The organism is Lysobacter sp. P5_B12 (assembly GCF_056400425.1).
On the sequence record NZ_JBFULG010000002.1, the window covers coordinates 565,440 to 581,187 of the forward strand.

Annotated in this window: 14 protein-coding genes and 1 other RNA gene; 12 read left to right on the forward strand and 3 right to left on the reverse strand. The window is 68.4% G+C overall.

All coding sequences use genetic code 11. From position 1 onward, the window contains the following. Positions 1–29: 29 nt before the first annotated feature. Entirely contained in the window at positions 30–1,220 is a 1,191-nt protein-coding gene (locus AC1DOM_RS06055; RefSeq protein ID WP_498961214.1) for a PDZ domain-containing protein, read from the forward strand. Positions 1,221–1,223: 3 nt separating this feature from the next. On the opposite strand, the gene AC1DOM_RS06060 is transcribed toward AC1DOM_RS06055, so the two are convergent. Continuing rightward, positions 1,224–2,195 (reverse strand): potassium channel beta subunit family protein, encoded by a 972-nt coding sequence (locus AC1DOM_RS06060; RefSeq protein WP_498961216.1) that lies wholly within the window; start codon positions 2,193–2,195, stop codon positions 1,224–1,226. A 100-nt stretch (positions 2,196–2,295) separates the two neighbouring features. On the opposite strand from AC1DOM_RS06060, the gene AC1DOM_RS06065 reads away from it, so the two are divergent. The 3 genes from AC1DOM_RS06065 to AC1DOM_RS06075 all read left to right on the forward strand — a co-directional run bounded on the left by AC1DOM_RS06065 (position 2,296) and on the right by AC1DOM_RS06075 (position 5,774). Next, complete coding sequence (locus AC1DOM_RS06065; RefSeq protein ID WP_498961218.1) at positions 2,296–3,435, forward strand: GGDEF domain-containing protein; 1,140 nt, start codon at positions 2,296–2,298, stop codon at positions 3,433–3,435. Between the two features lie 93 nt (positions 3,436–3,528). Then, on the forward strand, positions 3,529–4,827 hold the full coding sequence (locus AC1DOM_RS06070) for a NupC/NupG family nucleoside CNT transporter (protein WP_498961220.1): 1,299 nt from the start codon (positions 3,529–3,531) through the stop codon (positions 4,825–4,827). After that, the gene (locus AC1DOM_RS06075; RefSeq protein ID WP_498961304.1) at positions 4,827–5,774 is read left to right on the forward strand and encodes a ribokinase; all 948 of its coding nucleotides are present in this window, start codon (positions 4,827–4,829) and stop codon (positions 5,772–5,774) included. The genes AC1DOM_RS06070 and AC1DOM_RS06075 overlap by 1 nt, the downstream gene beginning before the upstream one ends. A 65-nt stretch (positions 5,775–5,839) precedes the next feature. Here the strand turns inward: AC1DOM_RS06075 and AC1DOM_RS06080 are convergent, their stop codons facing one another. Together AC1DOM_RS06080 and AC1DOM_RS06085 are read right to left on the reverse strand one after the other, a co-directional pair. Then, positions 5,840–7,177, reverse strand: a complete 1,338-nt coding sequence (locus AC1DOM_RS06080; protein ID WP_498961222.1) for an aminopeptidase P N-terminal domain-containing protein — start codon at positions 7,175–7,177, stop codon at positions 5,840–5,842. Beyond that, the gene (locus tag AC1DOM_RS06085; RefSeq protein WP_498961224.1) at positions 7,177–7,725 is read right to left on the reverse strand and encodes a UPF0149 family protein; all 549 of its coding nucleotides are present in this window, start codon (positions 7,723–7,725) and stop codon (positions 7,177–7,179) included. Before AC1DOM_RS06085 ends, AC1DOM_RS06080 begins: the two co-directional genes overlap by 1 nt. A gap of 100 nt (positions 7,726–7,825) precedes the next feature. On the opposite strand from AC1DOM_RS06085, the gene AC1DOM_RS06090 reads away from it, so the two are divergent. The 8 genes from AC1DOM_RS06090 to imuA all read left to right on the forward strand — a co-directional run. Further along, positions 7,826–12,391 carry an EAL domain-containing protein gene (locus tag AC1DOM_RS06090; protein WP_498961226.1) on the forward strand — a complete coding sequence of 1,522 codons (4,566 nt, stop codon included), beginning with the start codon at positions 7,826–7,828 and terminating at the stop codon, positions 12,389–12,391. A gap of 59 nt (positions 12,392–12,450) precedes the next feature. Next, the gene (locus tag AC1DOM_RS06095; protein ID WP_498961228.1) at positions 12,451–12,672 is read left to right on the forward strand and encodes a TIGR02449 family protein; all 222 of its coding nucleotides are present in this window, start codon (positions 12,451–12,453) and stop codon (positions 12,670–12,672) included. Then, positions 12,669–12,974 (forward strand): cell division protein ZapA, encoded by a 306-nt coding sequence (locus tag AC1DOM_RS06100; protein WP_498961230.1) that lies wholly within the window; start codon positions 12,669–12,671, stop codon positions 12,972–12,974. The genes AC1DOM_RS06095 and AC1DOM_RS06100 overlap by 4 nt, the downstream gene beginning before the upstream one ends. A gap of 138 nt (positions 12,975–13,112) precedes the next feature. Beyond that, a non-coding RNA gene (gene ssrS, locus AC1DOM_RS06105) (6S RNA) lies at positions 13,113–13,296 on the forward strand. A 9-nt stretch (positions 13,297–13,305) separates the two neighbouring features. Continuing rightward, positions 13,306–13,899 (forward strand): 5-formyltetrahydrofolate cyclo-ligase, encoded by a 594-nt coding sequence (locus AC1DOM_RS06110; RefSeq protein WP_498961232.1) that lies wholly within the window; start codon positions 13,306–13,308, stop codon positions 13,897–13,899. Then, positions 13,896–14,369, forward strand: coding sequence for an EVE domain-containing protein (locus AC1DOM_RS06115; RefSeq protein ID WP_498961234.1), 474 nt, complete (start codon positions 13,896–13,898; stop codon positions 14,367–14,369). Before AC1DOM_RS06110 ends, AC1DOM_RS06115 begins: the two co-directional genes overlap by 4 nt. Next, positions 14,366–15,013, forward strand: coding sequence for a ribose-5-phosphate isomerase RpiA (gene rpiA / locus AC1DOM_RS06120; protein WP_498961236.1), 648 nt, complete (start codon positions 14,366–14,368; stop codon positions 15,011–15,013). The genes AC1DOM_RS06115 and rpiA overlap by 4 nt, the downstream gene beginning before the upstream one ends. Positions 15,014–15,162: 149 nt before the next feature. Beyond that, the coding region (gene imuA, locus AC1DOM_RS06125) for a translesion DNA synthesis-associated protein ImuA (RefSeq protein WP_498961238.1) at positions 15,163–15,748 on the forward strand (586 nt) is incomplete at its 3' end.

A 15,748-nucleotide genomic window follows, 5' to 3' on the forward strand; every position in this document is an offset into this window, starting at 1 on the left:
ACCACACCATCACCGCCATCGAGGACCGCATGAAACTTTTCAGTCCCACGCCCTTGCTCGGCGCCTGCATCGCACTCGCGCTCGCCGCGAGTGCCGCCGCGCAAGCACCGAAGACCAAGGTCCGCACCGCCGATGCCCCGACGCAGGCGCAGCTCGACGCCGCGCAGGCCGACCTCGAACGCGCCGCCCGGCGCCTGGCCGAACTGCAGGGCAAGCTCGGCGCGCAAGCCGCGCCCGACGTGCACATCTTCGAACGCCGCATGATGAAGAAGCCGGTGATCGGCGTCGTCCTCGCGCCCGATGCGCAGGCCGGCGTGCGCGTGGCCGGCGTCACGCCCGACAGCGGCGCGGCGAAGGCCGGGCTGAAGGCCGGCGACCGCATCACCGCCGTCGGCGGCACGCAGGTGCTCGGCAGCAACGGCGACCTGCGCCTGGACAATGCCCGCAAGTTGTTCGTCGGCATGGACGAGGGCAAGCCGATCCGCATCGATTACGTGCGCGCGGGCAAAGCCGCGAGCGCGAACGTCACCGCATCGCTGGACCAGGATGTGTTCTGGGTGGGCGGGCCCGACGTGAATCCGCAACTCCGCCGCATCGACATCGACGTGCCGGGCGTGGGCGAAGACGTGCGCCAGGAAGTGATCCGCATCGGCCCGCGCGGCGACTGCAAGGGCAAGAACTGCAAGGTGCCGATGCTCGCCGAAGCCTTCCGCTGGAACGGCTTGAACCTGGCATCGGTCGAGGGCGGTCTCGGCCGTTACTTCGGAACCGACAAGGGCGTACTCGTGCTGAGCGCGGGTCCCGACCTCGAAGGCCTGCAGCCGGGCGACGTCATCCAGAAGATCGACGGCCGCGCGGTGAACTCGCCGCGCGAGGCGATGGAAGCGCTGCGCGCGAAGGAAGACAACGCCACGGCCCTGGTCGAATACCTGCGCGATCGCCGCGTCGCGAGCACGCGCGTGAAGGTGCCGGAGATCTCCCTCAAGTTCATGACCCCGCCGCCTCCGCCGTCGCTGCCGCGCGCACCGAAGGCGCCGCCCGTTCCGCCGCCGCCCCCGCCTCCGCCGCCGGCCGCCTTCATCGACGACGACGGTGCGGTGACGTTGTTGCAGACGCAGCAACTGGCCTTCATCGGCGACGACGGCAATGTCGAACTCGAATTCGACACGCCGCCGGACAACGCGACGATCCTCCGCGACGTGCAGATCAAGACGAACTGACGCTCACGCGGTCGCGGCTTCGATCCGCGACCAGGTCGCATCATCGAAGCGCTCGGTCAGCTCGAGCGCTTCGAGGTTCTGCACCAGCTGTTCCTTCTTCGTGGCGCCGAGCATCACCGTGGAGACGTGCGGGTTGCGCAGGCACCAGGCCACCGCGAGCGGCGCGGGCGGCACACCCAGTTCTTCGGCGATCGCGGTGAACTTGCGCGCACGTTCGATGCGCCGCGCCTGCGGATCGTCCAGCAAGGCATCGCGCAACCACGCGAAGCGCTCGTGCCCGAGCCGCGAATCCTGCGGCACCCCCGCGTTGTATTTGCCGGTGAGCAGGCCCGAGGCGAGCGGCGACCAGATCGTCAGGCCCAGCCCGTATTCCGAATACAGCGGCGCGTATTCCAGTTCCACGCGCTCCCGATGGAACAGGTTGTACTGCGGCTGTTCCATCGTCGGCGCGACCAGGTTGTGCGCGCGCGCGACCTTGTGCGCTTCGCGGATCGCATGGGCCGGCCATTCCGACGTGCCCCAATAGAGCACCTTGCCCTGGCGCACCAGCGTGTCCATCGCCCACACCGTTTCGGCGACCGGCACGTCCGGATCGGGGCGATGGCAGAAATACAGGTCGAGGTAATCCACGCGCAGGCGCTTGAGCGCGGCGTCGCAAGCATCGTGCACATGCTTGCGCGAGAGGCCGCGCTGCGTCGGCCGCGGATGGTCCACCGCGCCGAAGAACACCTTGCTCGACACGCACCAACTGTCGCGCGGCAGGCGCAGGTCGGCGAGCACGTCGCCCATCACGCGCTCGGCTTCGCCGTTGGCGTAGGTCTCGGCGTTGTCGAAGAAGTTGATGCCGTGGTCCCACGCCGCGGCGATGAGTTCGCGCGCTTCGCCGCGGCCCACCTGATTGCCGAAGGTCACCCAGGCGCCGAAGGACAAGGCTGAGATCGGAAGGCCGGAAGCACCGAGGCGGCGGTAACGCATGCGAGGTTCCTTGTCGCGCGGGCGGGCCGCCGAGCATACGCCCGGCGCGCACCGGCCGTGGTCGCGTTATCCTCCGGGCGGGGAACATCAGGGGTGCGGGATGCGTTCGACAACCGCCGGTCGGCATTACACCGAAATCCTGCAGGCACTGATCACGCGTCCGGACGAGGTGATGCTCGAGGTCGGCGCGAGCGGTGAATTGCTGGTCGCGCGCCTGCGCGTCGTGGTCGCCGCGATGCTCCTGCTGTTGCCGCTGGCCAACGCGGCCACCGGCGGGCAGTTCAGCGAAACGCTCATCGGTTTGGCCGGCGCGGTGTTCGTGAACGTGTTCGCGCAGGTGTGGCTCGCGCTGGCGCGGCATGGCCGGCGCTTCCGCTGGTTGCCCTTCGCCTCGGGCGCCTTCGACGTATCGGCGACCACGCTGGTCCTGGTCATCCTCGCCTGGAACCACCTGCCGTCCGGCGTCAACAGCATGATCGTGTGGTGCGGTTACCTGCTCGCGATCACGCTCACGGCCCTGCGCAACGACGGGCGCGTGACGATGTTCGTCGGCGGGCTCGCGATCGTGGAATACGCGGTGCTGACGATGGCGGTGTTCGCGATCGCCACGCCCGACCAGTTGATCTCCAGCGATTACGGCACGGTCACCGTCGGCGGGCAGTTGCAGCGTCTGGTGTTGCTGGCGGCATTCACGCTGATTACGGCGGTCGTGGTCTATCGCATGCAGCGCCTGGTGGAGATGTCGGGCACCGATGGTTTGACCGAGCTGCCCAATCGCACGTGGCTGGTGCATCGCTTCCCGCGCCTGCTCGATGCCGCGCGCCGCGACGGCGTGAGCCTGTGCGTCGCGCTGATCGACCTGGACCACTTCAAGCGCATCAACGACGAGATCGGGCATCACGCGGGGGATCGCGCGCTGATGCACGTCGTCGACCTCGTGCGCGATTCGCTGGAAGACGGCGAATGGCTCGCGCGCCTGGGCGGCGAGGAATTCGTGCTGGTCCTGCGCAAGCCGCTGGGCACGGCGTGGGAGCGCGTGGACGGGCTGCGGCGCACGCTGTTCTCGCGCCGCTTCGTGCCCGACCCCGGCGCAGACCCCCTGCTGCTCACCTTCAGCGCCGGCGTCGCGAGCTTTCCGCATGAAGCCACGGACCTCTCCGGGCTGCTCAAGCGCGCGGACCTGCGCCTGAATTCGGCGAAGGCCGCCGGCCGCAATCGCGTGCTCGCGCGCGATGCCTGATACATGAACAGGGCGGCCGGCAACGTCGGTTGCCGCTGGGGGCACCCTCGACTAATGTGCGCGGTCGGCCGCTGAGGCCTGGGGGATTTCTCGATGGATGCATTGGCCCGGATCGGCTTCGGCCTGTTCGGCCTGGCGGTGCTGATCGGCATCGCGTGGCTGTTCTCGAACAACAAGAAGGCGGTCGACTGGCGCCTGGTGGCGACCGGCGTGACGCTGCAGATCGGCTTCGCGGCGCTGGTGCTGCTGGTGCCGGGCGCGCGCAATGTCTTCCAGTCGCTCGGCGATGGGTTCGTCGCGATCCTGGCCTTCGTCGGCGAGGGCTCGAAGTTCATCTTCGGCTCGCTGATGGACGTGAACAAGTTCGGTTTCATCTTCGCCTTCCAGGTGTTGCCGACGATCATCTTCTTCGCCTCGCTGATGGGCGTGCTGTACCACCTGGGCGTGATGCAGGCGGTCGTGCGCGCGATGGCCTGGGGCATCACCAAGGTGATGCGCGTGTCGGGCGCGGAAACCACGTCGGTGTGCGCGAGCGTCTTCATCGGACAGACCGAGGCGCCGCTCACCGTGCGCCCGTACATCCCGCGCATGACCGAATCGGAACTGATCACGATGATGATCGGCGGCATGGCGCACATCGCCGGCGGCGTGCTCGCCGCGTACGTGGGCATGCTCGGCGGCGGCGATCCGGTGCAGGGCGCGTTCTACGCCAAGCATCTGCTGGCTGCGTCGATCATGGCCGCGCCGGCCACGCTCGTCGTGGCCAAGATCCTCATTCCCGAAACCGGCACGCCGCTCACGCGCGGCACGGTGAAGATGGAAGTGGAGAAGACCGCGAGCAACGTCATCGACGCCGCGGCCGCGGGCGCCGGCGACGGCCTGCGCCTTGCGCTGAACATCGGCGCGATGCTGCTGGCCTTCATCGCGCTGATCGCGTTGATCAACTGGCCGCTGACGTGGGTCGGCCATGCGACGGGCCTGGACGTTGCGCTCGGCCGTCCGACCGACGTCGCTTCGATCCTCGGCTATGTGATGGCCCCGATCGCGTGGGTGATCGGCGTGCCGTGGCAGGACGCAACGACGGTGGGCTCGCTCATCGGCCAGAAGATCGTCATCAATGAATTCGTCGCCTACCTGCAGCTGGCCGACATCGTGAACGGCAAGGTCGCGGGCGTGGCGCTGAGCGAACAGGGCAAGTTGATCGCGACCTACGCGCTGTGCGGCTTCGCCAACTTCTCCTCGATCGCCATCCAGATCGGCGGCATCGGCGGGCTCGCGCCGGAACGTCGCGGTGATCTCGCGCGCTTCGGCTTGCGCGCGGTGCTCGGCGGTTCGATCGCGACCTTCATGACCGCGACCATCGCGGGCGTGCTGACTTACCTCGGAAGCTGATCGTGCGCGTCGTCGTCGTTGGCTCGTTCAACGTCGACCATATCTGGCGTTGCGACGTGCTGCCCCACGCCGGTGAAACGCGCGTCGGCAGCTACGCGACCGGGCCCGGCGGCAAGGGGTTCAACCAGGCCGTCGCCTGCGCGCGCGCGGGCGCGACGACGACCTTCGTCTGCGCACTCGGCGACGATGCCGGCGCGCAATCGGCGCACGCGTTGGCGGCGGCGGACGACATCGCGCTCGTCGTGCAGCACAGCGCGCAACCGACAGGCACCGCGGGCATTTACGTCGATGCGCACGGCCGCAATTGCATCGTGATCGGTGCCGGCGCGAACGCGGACCTGGGCACGGATTTCGTGCAGGCGCAGCGCGCGGCGTTCGCGCAGGCGGATGTCGTGCTGGCGCAGCGGGAATCGCCCGAGGATGCAGTGGCGGCCGCGTTGCGCATCGCGCGCGAGATCGGGGCAAGCACCGTGCTCAATCCGGCGCCGGCGAACGCACCGGTCGGTGAGGCGCTGCTCGCGCTGGCGGACATCCTCACGCCGAACGAAAGCGAGTTCGCGGCCTTGCTCGCGGCGCATTGTGGCGTGATGGTGGATCCCGACGGGATCGCGTCGACCGACGATGCGACCCTGCATGCGTATTGCCGGCAACTCGCGCGCGACGCCACGGTGGTGGTGACGCTCGGCGCGGCCGGTGCCTTCGTCTCGCACGTGGGCGATGTGCTGCGGGGCGATGCGTTCGCGGCCTATCGCGTGCCTGCGTTTCCCGCCACACCGGTCGATACCACGGGCGCGGGCGATGCGTTCAGTGGTGCGCTTGCTGCGTCGCTCGCACAGCGCGACGCACCGTTTGCGGAGCATGTTCGGTTCGCCGCGCGATATGCGGCGAAGTCGACGGAACGCGAAGGGGCTGCGGTCGCGATGCCGCGGCTTGTTCCGGCTCCGTAGGCTGTCAATCCCCCTCGATCGCGCTTTGCGCGATCGATCCCCCTTGGAAAGGGGGATGCCGGCCGTCAGCCGGCCATGAAGGCTTCGATTTCGTCGGCGTCGCGCACCAGGGCGTCGGTCAGGATGCGGTGACCGTCGTTGGTGATCACGATGTCGTCTTCGGTGCGGATGCCGATGCCGCGCCACTTCGCATGCACCGTCTTGTCGTCGGGCGCGACGTACAGGCCCGGCTCGATCGTGAACACCATGCCGGGCTCGAGCAGGCGCGATTCGCCGTCGATCCGGTATTCGCCGACGTCGTGCACGTCCAGGCCGAGCCAATGCCCTGTCTTGTGGCGATAGAACCGGCGGTACGCGCCATCGGCGATCGCCTTTTCCAGGCGTCCCTTCAACAGACCCAGGCGCAGCAAACCTTCCGTGAGCGTTTCGACCGCGGCCTGGTGCCCCGCGTCGTATGAAACACCGGGCCGCGCTTTCGCCAGGGCCGCGCGCTGCGCTGCGCCGACGAGATCGTGCAGCGCGCGCTGTTCCTTCGAGAAGCGCCCGTCGATCGGGAACGTACGGGTGATGTCGGCCGCGTAGTTGCGGTATTCGGCGCCCGCGTCGATCAACACCAGGTCGCCCGCGCGCGCGGTGGCGTTGTTGGCGCGGTAATGCAGGACGCAGGCGTTCGCACCGGCACCGACAATGCTGCCGTAGGCGGTTTCGGCGTCGTTGGCGCGGAAGACGCGTTCGAGTTCGGCCTGCAATTCGAATTCGCGCACGCCCGCGCGCGCCATGCGCATCGCCGCCTCGTGCGCGGCGACGCTGATGTCGGCGGCGCGTTGCATCAACTTGATTTCGTCGTTCGACTTGAACAGCCGCATCTCGTCGAGCAGATGGCCGAGCGCGAGGAATTCATGCGGTGGCTGCGCGCCCGTGCGCGCCTGCGCACGCACGCGGTTGAGCCAGCCGATCAGCTTGAGGTCGAATTCCGCGTCGCGCCCGAAGTGGTAGTACACGCGCGAGCGGCCTTCGAGCAGGCCGGGCAGGATTTCGTCGAGGTCGGCGATCGGATACGCATCGTCCATGCCGAAGGCGTCGACCGCGCCTTCCTGGCCGGCGCGCGGGCCGTCCCAGGCTTCGCGGTCGGGATCGCGCTCGCGGCAGAACAGGATGGTCTCGCCGTGCGCGCGGCCGGGGACGAGGACGAGCACCGCTTCGGGTTCGGGAAAACCGGTGAGGTACCAGAAGTCCGAATCCTGCCGATACGGGTAGTGCGTGTCGCGGCTGCGCACGCGCTCGGGCGCGGCGGGCAGGACGAGGATCGCGTCGTCGCCGGCCATGCGCATGAGTTGCTTGCGTCGCCGCGCGTAGGCGGTGCCCGGAAGGTTGAGCGGGCGTTGCGGTCCGGCGGCGCGCATCAGTTGAATTGCTTGCGATGGCGCGGCGCGAGGACGCAGTCGCCATGCAACAACAACGAGGCGACGCGGACGAACTCCTCGATCTCGGTCAGCGCTTCCTCGTCGTCTTCGTCGCCGTCGTCCTGCGGCGTGGCGGCGGCGAGCCGGGCCAGGTCGGCCAGCGCTTCGCCGCCCTCTTCCGACAGCGGCGGGTTTTCGCCGGCGGCCAGGCCGAAGCCGCCGAGGAAGCCGCGGCACCAATCGAACAAGGCACCGCTGCGTTCGCCCAGGGTGGCGTCGGCTTCGGGAAGCAGCAGTTCGAAGGAGAAGCCGCGATCTTCGAGCTGGCCGGCGCTCGCGGCGCGCAATGCATCCAGCGCGTTGCCGGGCGGGTTTTGCGGCAGTGCGTCATCGGCCATCACGCGGGCCAGCCAGTCCGGCGTGTCGTCCCCTCCGGCGGCGAACCAGCCGATCAGGGACCCGTGCAATTCCGCGGGCGTGACACCCAGGCGCTGGGCGGCGATGGCATCGTGGACGGCGGACCAACTCGGCAAGGCGACATCGGACACTGCGGGGCTCCTTCGCGCAGGGCGCCAGTGTACCGCTTGGTTTGCGCCGCGGCGGCCGTTGGCCCCACACTGCGATTGAAGCCACCGGGATGCGGAGCCCGTGCGCCTGCAGATCCTTCGTTCGTCCGCCCGCGCCGGGGAGCGCGTCGCGGTTGTGTTGTTCACCCTCGCGCTGGCGCTGATCCTGCCGGCGAGCATGTCGTGGGCGGCCACGCGCGATTTCCACTTCCGCAACCTGGGCAGCGAACACGGCCTGGCGCAGAACACCGTCACCGCGTTCGCGCAGGATGCCGAAGGCTTCGTCTGGGTCGGCACGCAGGGCGGCCTGCATCGTTACGACGGCCAGCGCTACCACCTCTTCCGCCACGACCCGCGCGATCCGGCGTCCCTGCCCGACAGCTATGTCACCGCGCTCGCGGTCGAAGGGCGCGATGCGATGTGGGTGGGCACGTATTCGGAATTCATCGCGCGGCTGGACCTGCACGACGGTCGGATCAAGCGGTTCGCGATCGACGGCGGCACCGCGCTGCCGGGCTCGCCGCGCAAGCAGGTGCTCGCGATCCTGCCGGTCGACGGAACGTTGTGGGTCGGTACGCAGGGCGGGCTGCTGCGCTTCGATCCCAAGACCGGGCGCAGCACCGACCTGCTGACGCTGGATCCGCGCATCGTCGCGCCTTCGCCCTGGCAAACGCTGCTGCGCGATCGCGACGGGGCGGTGTGGTTCGGCAGCGCCGGCGGCCTGTATCGCTTCGGCCCCGGCGGCGGCGCCGAACGCATCGACGAAGCCACGGTGCGTGCGATCGCTTTCGATCGCGATGGACGCCTGTGGGTCGGCCGCCCCGATGGCCTGTTCCGCCTGCGCGACGACGGCCGCGCGCTGATGCGCGTGTGGCCCGGCGCGGAGGGTGAAACGAACACCGACGTGCACGCGATCGTGCAGGCGCCCGATCGCCGCTTGTGGATCGCGGTGTTCGGCGATGGCGTGCGTCGCCTCGACACCGACGGCAACCACGTCGAAGCGCTGCGCGAAAACTGGATGCAGGGCGCGCTGCCCGAAAGTTCGATCGGCAAGCTGATGATCGATCGCGGCGGCGCGCTGTGGGTCGGCGGGCAATTCCGCGGGCCGTCGGTGACYGATCCGCTCGGCACGCGCTTCCGTTATCTCGCCGGTGGCGAGCCGCGCAACTTCGCCTCGGGCGTGGCGGGCAACAGCGTGCGGGCGATCGTCGAGGACGATGCGCGCCAATGGTGGTTCGGCACCGACAACGGCGAGTTGTATCGCGCCGATGCGCAGGGCGATGCGCTGGCGCCGGTGGAAGGTTTCGCCGAGGCGTTCCCGGAGCCGGGCCTGCTGCTGCGCGCGATGGGTTTCGCGCGCGGCGATGCGGGCAAGCTCTGGATGGCGACGACGCGCGGCCTGGGCCTGGTCGACACGCAGGCGGGAACGATCTCCGCCGTTCCGCTGGCGGGCTTTCCCGGCGTGCAACTGCGCAGCGTCGCGCGCGACGACGACGGCACCTTGTGGCTGGGTTCGCAATTGCGCGGCGTGTTGCACTTCGATCCGGGTTCCGGGCGGGTGCGTGCGTACATGGCGGCCGGCAATTCGCCCGAGCCGTCCACCGTGCATGCGGTGACGATCGACCGGAACCACCGCGTGTGGGCCGGTTCGAGCGATGGCCTGGAATTGCTCGAACCCGCCGCCGGCCGCATGCGCGTGTTCCGCCATGCACCCGATGCACCGCACAGCCTCGCCGGCAACCTCGTGCGCGCGGTGCTCGAAGCCTCCGACGGCACGATCTGGGTCGGCACGCATTCGGGCCTGAGCCGCGTCGTCGAAAAGGGCAACGACATTCTGTTCGACCATCCGCTCGACGCCGCCCTTGGGTCGCGCCCGGTGCCGGTGGTGTTCTCGATCGCCGAGTCGCCGCAGGGCCTGCTGTGGCTCGGCACCGACGCGGGCCTGATGCGCTTCGATCCCGCGCACGGCACGGTGCGCGCCTTCGGCATGGCCGATGGCCTGCAGGACCTGGAATTCAACGGCGGCGCGGCCCTGAAGTTGCGCGACGGGCGCCTGCTGTTCGGCGGCGTGCGCGGGCTCAACGTGTTCGATCCGCGCATGGTGCACGACACCCCCTACATGCCGCCGGTGCGTTTGCTGACGGCGCGCTTCGGTACGGCCGGCGTGACCGACGAGGACCTGACGTGGCAGGCCACGCGCATCGACGTGCCGCCGAATGCAGGCATGCTGCGCTTGCGCGTCGGTGCGCTGGACTTCGCCGACGGCGGCAACATCCGCTATCGCTACAAGCTGGAAGGCTTCGATAGCGACTGGATCGACAACGGCGCGATCCCCGAAGTCACCTACACGCGCGTGCCGCCGGGCGATTACGCATTCCTCGCGCAGGCGACCAATCGCGACGGCGTGTGGAACACGCAGATGCTGCGACTGCCCGTGCACGTGGCGCCGCCGGCGTGGCGCCATCCGCTCGCGCTGCTTGCTTACCTGATCGCGGGTTTGTTGCTGATCGGTTCGATCGCGTGGCTCATCGTGCAGCGCCGTCGGCGCGAGAAGGAGTATTTCGCGCAGATCCGCGATCGCGAGGAACGCCTGCAACTCGCGCTGTGGGCCTCGGGCGAGATGTTCTGGGACTACGACCTGGCGCGCCGCGAGATGCGCAGCATGCGCACCGCCGAAGGCGAAGATGCGCGCCGCGGCATCGCGGTGCAGACCGATGTCGACCAGCGCCACGAAATCCACGCCGACGACCTGCCGCGCGTGCTCGAACGCCTGAAGGACCACATCCGCGGGAAGACCTCGTTGTTCCTCTCCGAACATCGCGTGCGCGGGCCGAACGGTGCGTGGACCTGGGTGCGCGCGCGTGGCCGCGTAGTCGAAAAAGGTACCGACGGCCGCGCCCTGCGCGTGGCCGGCACCGCGCGCGACATCACCGCCGGCCGCACCGCCGAACGCGAACGCCGCATCGCGAGCGAAGTGCTGCGCAGCATGTCCGAAGCGGTGGCCGTGCTCGATCGGGATTTCCAGTTCGTGTCGGTCAACCCCGCCTTCAGCCGCATCAGCGGTTACAGCGATTCGGAAGTCATCGGGCGCTCGGCGAGCCTGCTCGACAGCGCGCAACACGATCCGGACTTCTATCGCCAGACGCGCGCGGAAGTGGAACGCAACGGCCGCTGGAGCGGCGAGATGTGGCAGCAGCGCAAGGACGGCGAGGAATTCCTGTGCTGGATCGAAAGCAGCGCGGTGCTCGATGCCGGCGGCCAGCGCAGCCATTACGTCGCGGTGTTCACCGACATCACCGACAAGAAGCGCGCCGAACAGGAACTGCGCTACCTGGCCAACTACGACACGCTGACCAGCCTGCCCAACCGCGCGTTGCTGTCCGAACGCCTGTCGCGCGCGATCGTGCGTGCGCGTCGCCAGGAAAGCCGCATCGCGGTGTTGTTCCTCGACCTGGATCGCTTCAAGGACATCAACGATTCGCTGGGCCACGCCGCCGGCGACCGCATCCTGCGCGCCACCGCCGCGCGTTTGCAGCAGACGGTGGGGCCGCAGCACACGGTCGCGCGCCTGGGCGGCGACGAGTTCACCGTCGTGCTGGAGAACATCGACACGCCGGAGGAAGCGGAGAAGATCGCGCGCGAGATCATCACCGCGTTCGAAGCGCCGCTGGACATCGACGAAACGCAGGATGTCGCGATCACCCCGTCGATCGGCATCAGCCTGTATCCCGACAACGCGGCGGTGCCCACCGACCTGCTCAAGCACGCCGACACCGCGATGTACCAGGCCAAGGCCGCGGGGCGCCGCATCTACATGCGTTACACCGAGTCGATGGAGATCGCGATCCGCCGCCGCGCGACCATTTCCGCGGCGCTGCGCAAGGTGCTCGATCGCAACGAGTTGCGCCTGGTGTTCCAGCCCAAGTTGTCGCTGCCGCAGGCGCGCATCACCGGCGTGGAAGCGCTGCTGCGCTGGACGAGCCCGGAGTACGGCGAGATCCCGCCGGCGCAGTTCATCCCACTGGCCGAGGAAAGCGGGCTGATCCTCGAGATCGGCGAATGGGCCCTGCGCGAAGCCTGCCACACGCTCAAGCGCTGGCGCGCCCACGGCCTGGACCGCCTGACGATGGCGGTGAACGTTTCGGCGCTGCAGCTGTTGCGCGGCGATCTGCCGGCGGTGGTTTCGCGCGTACTGGAAGACACCGGCGTGCCCGCCGAGTACCTGGAACTGGAACTCACCGAAAGCGTCGTGATGTCCAACGCCGCGCAGACCGCGGTGACCCTGCAGGCGATCCGCGAACTGGGCGTGCAGCTGGCGGTCGACGATTTCGGCACCGGCTACTCGTCGCTGGCCTACCTCAAGCGCCTGCCCATCACCACGCTGAAGATCGACAAGGAATTCATCGGCGACCTCACCCGCGACGCCGACGACGAGGCGATCACCAGCACGGTCATCTCGATGGCGCACTCGCTGGGCCTGAACGTGGTGGCCGAGGGCGTGGAAGAGGAAGCGCAGGTCGCGTTCCTCCGCGCGCACCGGTGCGACGAGATCCAGGGCTACTGGCTCTCCCCGCCGCTGGACGCACACCGCTGCCTCGGGCTGATCCGGACCTGGGCGCCCGACTTCGATGCCGCCGTCCTGCCGTGAAGGGCGCGTTCCCGCACGTGCGCCTTGACCACCCCCCGCACGCTGCCTAACCTCAGGCAATGGACACGGCCGACACCCTCGCTCAGCTTCAGGCCCTGGCCGCGCGCATCGAGCAGCTCGCCGCCCTCGCGCAGCGGCTGACCGAAGAAAACCGCAGCTTGCGCGCGCAGCAGGAACAACTGTCGGGCGAGCGCGCACAGTTGCTCGCGAAGAACGAACAGGCGCGCTCGCGCGTGGAAGCGATGATCACGCGCTTGAAGTCGCTGGAGCAGCACACGTGAGCAAGGTCAGCGAGCCGGTCACCATCCGCGTCCTGGATCGCGAATACACCGTGGGCGTGGAGCCCGACGAACGCGACAGCCTGGTGGCGGCCGCGAAGTTGCTCGACGCGAAGATGCGCGAGATCCGCGGCAGCAACCGCATGGCCGGTGTCGATCGCATCGCGGTGCTCGCCGCGCTCAACCTCGCGCACGAATTGCAGCAAGTGCGCGGCGACAGCGAACGACTCGACCGCGAAGTGTCGAAAACGGTCGGCGCGTTGCAACGCCGCCTCGACGATCTGTTCGATACGCCGCCGGCCTGACCTGCACGACGCGCAGGCCCGATGTCGAGACGGCGTGCACGGAATTCCAAACGCATCGCGTCCACACCTGAATCCCCGCCATGTTTCGACCGACGAACGGACTTTCGCGTTTCGACCGCGGCGCTATACTTCGCCTCGCGTCCTCTGCTGTGTCGACGGCGCGCGCAAACATTCACCTTGTCCCTTTAAGACGACACCGGGGATGTAGCGGAGACCGGGTGTGCAAGTCCGCCATGAGCGGGAAGCCCGAAGGTCGCCAAACGTTCCCACTTGAACCTCGGGTTCAAGGTCGTTTCGCGCGCATCTTCACGGCGGAGGATGTTCTTTTTCCATGACGTTCTCGCGCGACACGCTCCGCAGGGAACTCCGCGCGAAGCGTCGCGCGATTCCCGCGCCTGCGCGGATCGCCGCAGCCGATGCGCTCGCCCATCGCCTGCTTTCGCTTCCCTTCGCACCCGTCTCCGGCCATGTCGCCGGCTACTGGGCCATGGACGGCGAAATCGCATTGTCGTCCTGGCAACTGCGCCTGCCGCGCGGTTGCACGTATTGCCTGCCGGTGCTGCACGAAGACGGCCTGCTGCGCTTCGCGCCATGGCGCGGCGGTGCGGCGCTGGTGTCGAACAAGCACGGCATTCCCGAACCCGACGTCCCGCATTCGGCCTTGTTGCCGGCGCATGCCATGGCCTTCGTCGTCGTGCCGCTCGTCGCGTTCGACGCGCACGGGCATCGCCTGGGCATGGGAGGCGGCTGGTACGATCGCACCTTCGCATTCCGCCGCGACCATGCCGCGCTGCCGCACCTGGTGGGCGCTGCATTCGCCGCGCAGCAAGTCGAAACCGTGTCGCCGCAACCCTGGGACATGCCGCTCGATGCGCTGTGCAGCGAAACCGACACGCATCTCTTCGATCCGGTGCCTGCCCCATGAGCCCCCCGCGCCGCTATTGGTTGATGAAGACCGAGCCCGACACGTTCTCGATCGACGATCTGGAACGCGTGGGCGTCGAACCCTGGAACGGCGTGCGCAATTACCAGGCGCGCAACCACATGCGCGCGATGCAGCCGGGCGATGGCGTGTTCCTCTACCACTCCAGTTGCGCGGTGCCGGGCATCGCGGGCCTGGCGAAGGTGGCGAGCGCGGCGTATCCGGATCCGACGCAGTTCGACAAGAAGTCCGAGTACTACGACCCCAAGAGCACGCGCGAAGAACCGCGCTGGTCGCTCGTGGACGTGGCGTTCGAGCGCAAGTTGGCGCAGGTGATCACGCTCGAGGACATCAAGGCGCATGCCGATGACCTCGGCGAGGATTTCGCGCTCGTGCGCCGCGGCAACCGTTTGTCCGTGCTGCCGGTGACCGCCGCGCAGTGGAAGCAACTTCTGAAACTGGAACGCAAATGAGCGAAGCCAAGCGACTCGCGGGCGAGAAGGCGATCGAGTACGTGCAGGACGGCATGATCGTCGGCGTGGGCACGGGGTCGACCGTCGCCTTCTTCATCGACGCGCTCGCGCGCATCAAGGACCGGATCGCGGGCACGGTGTCGAGCTCGGAACAGAGCACGCAACGCTTGCGCGCGCACGGGATCGAAGTGCTCGACCTCAATGCGACCGGGCCCTTGTCGCTGTACGTGGACGGCGCCGACGAGTGCGACACGCACAAGCGCCTGATCAAGGGCGGCGGCGCGGCGCTCACGCGCGAGAAGATCATCGCCGAGGCGAGCGAGAAGTTCGTCTGCATCATCGATCCGGCCAAGCGCGTCGATGTGCTCGGCAAGTTTCCCTTGCCGGTCGAGGTGATCCCGATGGCGCGCAGCCTGGTCGCGCGCGAGATCCTCAAGCGCACTGGCGGCCAGCCGGTGTGGCGCGATGGCGTCACCACCGACAACGGCAACGTCGTGCTCGACGTGCACGGGCTGTCGATCGTCGACCCGGTTGGCCTGGAGCGCGAGTTGAACCAGATCCCGGGCGTGGTGGCGGTGGGTCTGTTCGCGCGGCGCCCAGCGGACGTGGTGATCGTGGGGGGAGAGCCGCCGATCCTGCTGTGAGGTTTTGTTAAGTTGTTGATTTCATAGCGGAACGTCCGTTGCCACGGCCGCTTCAACTTCCCGTCGCCGGTGTTAGTATTGCTACTAACCATGCGACGTTTCTCTCTCTTCCACAGTCTTTCGCCTTCGCCTGATCGGGGCTTTCGCGCATGAGCGCGGTCGTCGCCCTCGATGGCCTGCTGGCCGCGCGGCGTGTCTGGCGCGGGCAACCCGCGACGCAGGCACCGGTCGATGCGATCGCCACCGGATGGGCTGCGCTCGATGCGATGCTGCCCGGCGGCGGCTGGCCGTCGGCGGCGCTCAGCGAAATCCTCCTGCCCGCCGACGGCGTCGGCGAATTGCGCCTGGTGTGGCCCGCGCTCGCACGGTTGGCACAAGGCAACGGCAGCATCATTGCGCTCGTCGCGCCGCCGTATCGCGCGCATGCACCAGCGTGGCAGGCCGCAGGTTTGCGTCACGAAGCCTTGCAGGTGATCGACGCCAATCCGCGCGATGCGTTGTGGGCCGCCGAACAATGCCTGCGCTCGGGTGCGTGCGCGGCGGTGTTGTGCTGGCCGCAGAAGGCCGACGACCGCGCATTGCGACGCTTGCAGGTGGCGGCCGAAACCGGACGCACGCCGGGCTTCGCGTTTCGCGACGCGCATGCCGCGCTGAATCCTTCGCCCGCGCCGCTGCGCATCGCGATCGAAACCGCGCCGCATCGCCTGCGCGTGCTGAAGTGCCGCGGTGCGTTGG